A 5,538-nucleotide genomic window follows, 5' to 3' on the forward strand; every position below is an offset into this window, starting at 1 on the left:
CCGAGGCGCGTCTGGAGCAGCCCTGGCTCGGTGCCAGGATCGTCCGAGCGCGAGCGGGTGGGGCGCGGCAGCGAGCGACGCTTCGAAAACGAAAAAGCCCTCGCGGTGGCGAGGGCTTTTTTTGCCGAAGCGGCGGGGCGACTAGCGCTTGCTGAACTGGAAGCGCGCGCGAGCGCCACGGCGGCCGTACTTCTTGCGCTCTTTCTTGCGGGGGTCGCGGGTCAGTGACCCTCGGCCTTGAGCTCACCACGGAACTCGCCGTTGACCCGAAGCAGGGCGCGAGCGATGCCGAGGCGGACGGCGCCAGCCTGACCGGAGAGCCCGCCGCCCTTGGCGGTGGCCCAGATGTCGTACTGCTCGCGGGTACCCGTCGCGTGCAGGGGCTGCTCGACAAACTTCATGTTGGTCGCGCGCGTGAGGTAGTCCTCGGCGTCGCGGCGGTTGATGGTGATCTTGCCTTCGCCGGGCATCAGCCAGACGCGGGCGATGGCGGTCTTGCGCCGGCCGGTCGCGTAGTACTTCATGACGGTTCGCTCAGAGCTGGTAGGGCTGGGGGTTCTGCGCGCCGTGGGGGTGTTCGGCGCCGGCGTAGACCTTCAGCTTCTTGAAGGTCTTGCGGCCGAGGGGACCCTTGGGGAGCATGCGCTTGACGGCGCTGCTGATGATCACCTCGGGCTTCTTGGCCAGCATCTCCCGCGCGGTGCGGGTCTTCATGTGGCCGAGGAAGCCAGTGAACTTGTTGTAGGTCTGCTGATCCAGCTTGTTGCCGGTGAAGCGGACCTTGTCGGCGTTGATGCAGACCACGAAGTCGCCGGCGTCGAGGTGCGGCGTGAAGGTAGGCTTGTGCTTGCCGCGGAGCAAGCTAGCGATCTTCGACGCGGCGCGACCGACGGTCTGACCCTCGAGATCGATGATCAGCCACGCGCGCTCGATGTCGGCCGGATTGGGGTAGGGGGTACCCATGGGACGGAGAGATTTAGAGGAGGGGTTTTAGGGTGTCAAGCAGTCTCGTGACCCATTTTGCGGGGTCACGGACGAGAGCTGACCGAGGCGGGAACGTTTACCATGGGAAGTCTGGAGACTTCCAGCGGCGTTCTCGGGGCCTTGCGCTGGTCGCGGACTCGAATTCGGCGGTCCATGTGTGGATCCACGCGAAGTGCACGGCTCCAGGTGGGGAGATCGGAGCGTGACCGCGACGACACTGGATGGCTTTGGCGATCGGGATGAAATGTAAGGCTGTGCGGGAGGCCCTCGAAGGTCCATAATCGCGGGAGTCAATGAGTACGCCACGCGCGAAGATACTCGTCGCAGACGATTCCTCGGTCGAACGTGCGGCTTGCGCGCTCGGCGCTCGAGGAGGCCGGATATGCCGTGGCCGAAGCTGTCGACGGCCAGCAGGCGCTCGAAGTGTTCGCGCGCGAGCGTCCCGACCTCGTCCTCCTCGACGTCGTGATGCCCCGTCTCACCGGGCTGGAGACCTGTCGGATCCTCAAGGCAAGGCGCAGGGCAACTACCTGCCGGTGATCATGGTCAGCACCCGCAACTCGGTGAACGCCCGGGTCGAGGGGCTGCGAAGCGGCGCCGACGACTACCTGGGCAAGCCCTACGACGCCGAAGAGCTGCGCGCCCGGGTCGAGGCGCTGCTGCGCACGCGCAAGGTCATCGCCGAGCGGGCGGCGGCCGAGGGCGGCGACGAGGAGCCGCCCGAAGAGGTCCCCGTGGCCCCGGCGGCCAGCGCTCGCTCGCGCGGCGACGGAGAGTCCAAGGGCTCGCGGGTGCTCAACGAGGCCTTCACCCGTCGGGCCGAAGAAGAGTTCGATCGCGCCGAGCGCTACAGCGATCCCCTGGCTTGCCTGCGCGTCGAGCTCGACAACTTCGAGACCCTGCTCAAGCGCCACTCCTCCGAGGCCGTGGCCGGGCTGGTGCGATCGCTGCGCGACGTCATCGAGATCAGCGTGCGCAAGATCGACTTGGTGTTCCGCCTCGACGAGCGCGGCTACATCTTGCTGCTGCCCAACACCCACTTCCCGGGGGCGCTCGCGGTCGCCGAGCGGATCTCCTTGGACACCAGCAAGCTGGTCCTCGACGCCGAGCCCAACTTGCGCTGCACGGTGAGCGTGGGCGTGTCCTTCTTCCCCAACAAGGACACGCACTCGGTCCAGGATCTGATCGACCTCGTCGGCGCGGCGCTCGAGCGGGCGCGCAGCGAGGGCGGCGGCAAGATCTGCCTGTTCCAGCATCAGGGCTACCTCTACGCCCCCGAGGCGAGCTGAGCTCGGGAGCCCCCGGGCGCTCGGCTCGCGCATCAAGGTCGTCTCGTGCTGCTCCCCCTGCACTCCATCGCGCCGGCGCGGCGAATCCTGCTCTATCCGCGCGAGGATGGCCCCGCCGCGTTCCCGTCCACGAGTGAGGCGGCGGCGTGGCTGGTCGAGCGCGGGGTCGGGGTCGCGGTGCCGACCCACGTCCACGAGCAGCGCGACAACCCCTGGCTCGAGCTCCCCGACGAGGTCGTGCCCGTCGATCTCGAGGCCCTGCCCGCGGACTTCGATCTCGCCGTGGCCCTCGGCGGCGACGGGACCTTGCTCCGGGCGAGCCGCTGGGTCGCCGACCTCGACGTCCCGGTGCTCGGGATCAACCTCGGCGACCTCGGCTTCTTGTCGGCCTACGGCCGCGAGCAGATCGTCGAGGCCCTGGCCGACGCGCTCGCCGGCCGGCTGAGCTGGGAGCCGCGCCAGCGCATGCAGGTCGAGGTCCTGCGCCGAGGCGAGCGCTTTGGTCAGGCTGAACCAAAGCGCTCGCCTCGGCGCAGGACCTCGACCTGCATGCGCTGGCGCGGCTCCCAGCTCAGCCGGCCGGCGAGCGCGTCGGCCAGGGCCTCGACGATCTGCTCGCGGCCGTAGGCCGACAAGAAGCCGAGGTCGCCGAGGTTGATCCCGAGCACCGGGACGTCGAGGTCGGCGACCCAGCGGCTCGCCCGGAGCAAGGTCCCGTCGCCGCCGAGGGCCACGGCGAGATCGAAGTCCGCGGGCAGGGCCTCGAGATCGACGGGCACGACCTCGTCGGGGAGCTCGAGCCAGGGGTTGTCGCGCTGCTCGTGGACGTGGGTCGGCACCGCGACCCCGACCCCGCGCTCGACCAGCCACGCCGCCGCCTCACTCGTGGACGGGAACGCGGCGGGGCCATCCTCGCGCGGATAGAGCAGGATTCGCCGCGCCGGCGCGATGGAGTGCAGGGGAGCAGCACGAGACGACCTTGATGCGCGAGCCGAGCGCCCGGGGGCTCCCGAGCTCAGCTCGCCTCGGGGGCGTAGAGGTACCCTGATGCTGGAACAGGCAGATCTTGCCGCCGCCCTCGCTGCGCGCCCGCTCGAGCGCCGCGCCGACGAGGTCGATCAGATCCTGGACCGAGTGCGTGTCCTTGTTGGGGAAGAAGGACACGCCCACGCTCACCGTGCAGCGCAAGTTGGGCTCGGCGTCGAGGACCAGCTTGCTGGTGTCCAAGGAGATCCGCTCGGCGACCGCGAGCGCCCCCGGGAAGTGGGTGTTGGGCAGCAGCAAGATGTAGCCGCGCTCGTCGAGGCGGAACACCAAGTCGATCTTGCGCACGCTGATCTCGATGACGTCGCGCAGCGATCGCACCAGCCGGCCACGGCCTCGGAGGAGTGGCGCTTGAGCAGGGTCTCGAAGTTGTCGAGCTCGACGCGCAGGCAAGCCAGGGATCGCTGTAGCGCTCGGCGCGATCGAACTCTTCTTCGGCCCGACGGGTGAAGGCCTCGTTGAGCACCCGCGAGCCCTTGGACTCTCCGTCGCCGCGCGAGCGAGCGCTGGCCCGCCGGGCCACGGGGACCTCTTCGGGCGGCTCCTCGTCGCCGCCCTCGGCCGCCGCCCGCTCGGCGATGACCTTGCGCGTGCGCAGCAGCGCCTCGACCCGGGCGCGCAGCTCTTCGGCGTCGTAGGGCTTGCCCAGGTAGTCGTCGGCGCCGCTTCGCAGCCCCTCGACCCGGGCGTTCACCGAGTTGCGGGTGCTGACCATGATCACCGCAGGTAGTTGCCCTGCGCCTTGGCCTTGAGGATCCGACAGGTCTCCAGCCCGGTGAGACGGGGCATCACGACGTCGAGGAGGACGAGGTCGGGACGCTCGCGCGCGAACACTTCGAGCGCCTGCTGGCCGTCGACAGCTTCGGCCACGGCATATCCGGCTCCTCGAGCGCCGAGCGCGCAGCCGCACGTTCGACCGAGGAATCGTCTGCGACGAGTATCTTCGCGCGTGGCGTACTCATTGACTCCCGCGATTATGGACCTTCGAGGGCCTCCCGCACAGCCTTCATTTCATCCCGATCGCCAAAGCCATCCAGTGTCGTCGCGGTCACGCTCCGATCTCCCCACCTGGAGCCGTGCACTTCGCGTGGATCCACACATGGACCGCCGAATCGAGTCCGCGACCAGCGCAAGGCCCCGAGAACGCCGCTGGAAGTCTCCAGACTTCCCATGGTAAACGTTCCCGCCTCGGTCAGCTCTCGTCCGTGACCCCGCAAATGGGGTCACGAGACTGCTTGACACCCTAAACCCCTCCTCTAAATCTCTCCGTCCCATGGGTACCCCCCTACCCAATCCGGCCGACATCGAGCGCGCGTGGCTGATCATCGATCTCGAGGGTCAGACCGTCGGTCGCGCCGCGTCGAAGATCGCTAGCTTGCTCCGCGGCAAGCACAAGCCTACCTTCACGCCGCACCTCGACGCCGGCGACTTCGTGGTCTGCATCAACGCCGACAAGGTCCGCTTCACCGGCACAAGCTGGATCAGCAGACCTACAACAAGTTCACTGGCTTCCTCGGCCACATGAAGACCCGCACCGCGCGGGAGATGCTGGCCAAGAAGCCCGAGGTGATCATCAGCAGCGCCGTCAAGCGCATGCTCCCCAAGGGTCCCCTCGGCCGCAAGACCTTCAAGAAGCTGAAGGTCTACGCCGGCGCCGAACACCCCCACGGCGCGCAGAACCCCCAGCCCTACCAGCTCTGAGCGAACCGTCATGAAGTACTACGCGACCGGCCGGCGCAAGACCGCCATCGCCCGCGTCTGGCTGATGCCGGCGAAGGCAAGATCACCATCAACCGCCGCGACGCCGAGGACTACCTCACGCGCGCGACCAACATGAAGTTTGTCGAGCAGCCCCTGCACGCGACGGGTACCGCGAGCAGTACGACATCTGGGCCACCGCCAAGGGCGGCGGGCTCTCCGGTCAGGCTGGCGCCGTCCGCCTCGGCATCGCTCGCGCCCTGCTTCGGGTCAACGGCGAGTTCCGTGGTGAGCTCAAGGCCGAGGGTCACCTGACCCGCGACCCCCGCAAGAAAGAGCGCAAGAAGTACGGCCGCCGTGGCGCTCGCGCGCGCTTCCAGTTCAGCAAGCGCTAGTCGCCCCGCCGCTTCGGCAAAAAAAGCCCTCGCCACCGCGAGGGCTTTTTCGTTTTCGAAGCGTCGCTCGCTGCCGCGCCCACCCGCTCGCGCTCGGACGATCCTGGCACCCGAGCCAGGGCTGCTCC

8 protein-coding genes and 4 pseudogenes are annotated in these 5,538 nt (G+C 68.4%); 7 read left to right on the forward strand and 5 right to left on the reverse strand.

What is annotated here, in order from left to right; translation table 11 throughout:
* Positions 1–228 (forward strand): hypothetical protein (locus tag G6O69_RS39590; RefSeq protein WP_217910191.1); only part of this gene is annotated, 228 nt, incomplete at its 5' end.
* Here the strand turns inward: G6O69_RS39590 and rpsI (G6O69_RS39150) are convergent.
* Both rpsI (G6O69_RS39150) and rplM (G6O69_RS39155) read right to left on the reverse strand, forming a co-directional pair.
* Positions 142–524 (reverse strand): annotated as a pseudogene (rpsI, locus tag G6O69_RS39150) (30S ribosomal protein S9). The gene G6O69_RS39590 and the pseudogene rpsI (G6O69_RS39150) sit on opposite strands and share 87 nt — an antisense overlap.
* A gap of 10 nt (positions 525–534) precedes the next feature.
* Positions 535–963, reverse strand: a complete 429-nt coding sequence (rplM, locus tag G6O69_RS39155; protein WP_172305664.1) for a 50S ribosomal protein L13 — start codon at positions 961–963, stop codon at positions 535–537.
* Between the two features lie 366 nt (positions 964–1,329).
* Between rplM (G6O69_RS39155) and G6O69_RS39160 the strand changes: the two genes are divergently transcribed.
* The 3 genes from G6O69_RS39160 to G6O69_RS39170 are packed head-to-tail and all read left to right on the forward strand — an operon-like array spanning position 1,330 to position 2,900.
* The gene (locus G6O69_RS39160; protein ID WP_176397481.1) at positions 1,330–1,524 is read left to right on the forward strand and encodes a response regulator; all 195 of its coding nucleotides are present in this window, start codon (positions 1,330–1,332) and stop codon (positions 1,522–1,524) included.
* 2 nt (positions 1,525–1,526) lie between these two features.
* The gene (locus tag G6O69_RS39165) at positions 1,527–2,273 is read left to right on the forward strand and encodes a diguanylate cyclase (protein WP_176397482.1); all 747 of its coding nucleotides are present in this window, start codon (positions 1,527–1,529) and stop codon (positions 2,271–2,273) included.
* A 45-nt stretch (positions 2,274–2,318) separates the two neighbouring features.
* Positions 2,319–2,900 (forward strand): NAD(+)/NADH kinase, encoded by a 582-nt coding sequence (locus tag G6O69_RS39170; protein WP_176397483.1) that lies wholly within the window; start codon positions 2,319–2,321, stop codon positions 2,898–2,900.
* Between the two features lie 8 nt (positions 2,901–2,908).
* On the opposite strand, the pseudogene G6O69_RS42750 reads toward G6O69_RS39170, so the two are convergent.
* Positions 2,909–3,112, reverse strand: a pseudogene (locus tag G6O69_RS42750) (NAD(+)/NADH kinase); the annotation flags it as partial.
* 40 nt (positions 3,113–3,152) lie between these two features.
* Complete coding sequence (locus G6O69_RS39175; RefSeq protein WP_176397484.1) at positions 3,153–3,638, reverse strand: diguanylate cyclase; 486 nt, start codon at positions 3,636–3,638, stop codon at positions 3,153–3,155.
* Positions 3,639–3,763: 125 nt separating this feature from the next.
* Here G6O69_RS39175 and G6O69_RS39180 point away from each other — a divergent pair, with 125 nt between their 5' ends.
* A complete protein-coding gene (locus tag G6O69_RS39180; protein WP_176397485.1) occupies positions 3,764–3,955 on the forward strand; it encodes a hypothetical protein in 192 nt (63 codons plus the stop codon).
* Between the two features lie 79 nt (positions 3,956–4,034).
* Here G6O69_RS39180 and G6O69_RS42755 read toward each other — a convergent pair whose 3' ends face one another.
* Positions 4,035–4,295, reverse strand: a complete 261-nt coding sequence (locus G6O69_RS42755; protein WP_346017182.1) for a response regulator — start codon at positions 4,293–4,295, stop codon at positions 4,035–4,037.
* 295 nt (positions 4,296–4,590) lie between these two features.
* Between G6O69_RS42755 and rplM (G6O69_RS39190) the strand changes: the two are divergent.
* Together rplM (G6O69_RS39190) and rpsI (G6O69_RS39195) are read left to right on the forward strand one after the other, a co-directional pair.
* Positions 4,591–5,018: pseudogene (rplM, locus tag G6O69_RS39190) on the forward strand (50S ribosomal protein L13).
* A gap of 10 nt (positions 5,019–5,028) precedes the next feature.
* A pseudogene (rpsI, locus tag G6O69_RS39195) lies at positions 5,029–5,410 on the forward strand (30S ribosomal protein S9).
* The last annotated feature ends 128 nt before the right edge of the window (positions 5,411–5,538 follow it).

It is taken from the genome of Pseudenhygromyxa sp. WMMC2535 (assembly GCF_011083025.2).

Excerpts from the sequence above, each read along its gene's own strand:
- G6O69_RS39165 (WP_176397482.1), top strand. The coding sequence starts at position 1,527 with ATGGTCAGCACCCGCAACTCGGTGAACGCCCGGGTCGAGGGGCTGCGA.
- rplM (WP_172305664.1), bottom strand. The coding sequence starts at position 963 with ATGGGTACCCCCTACCCCAATCCGGCCGACATCGAGCGCGCGTGGCTG.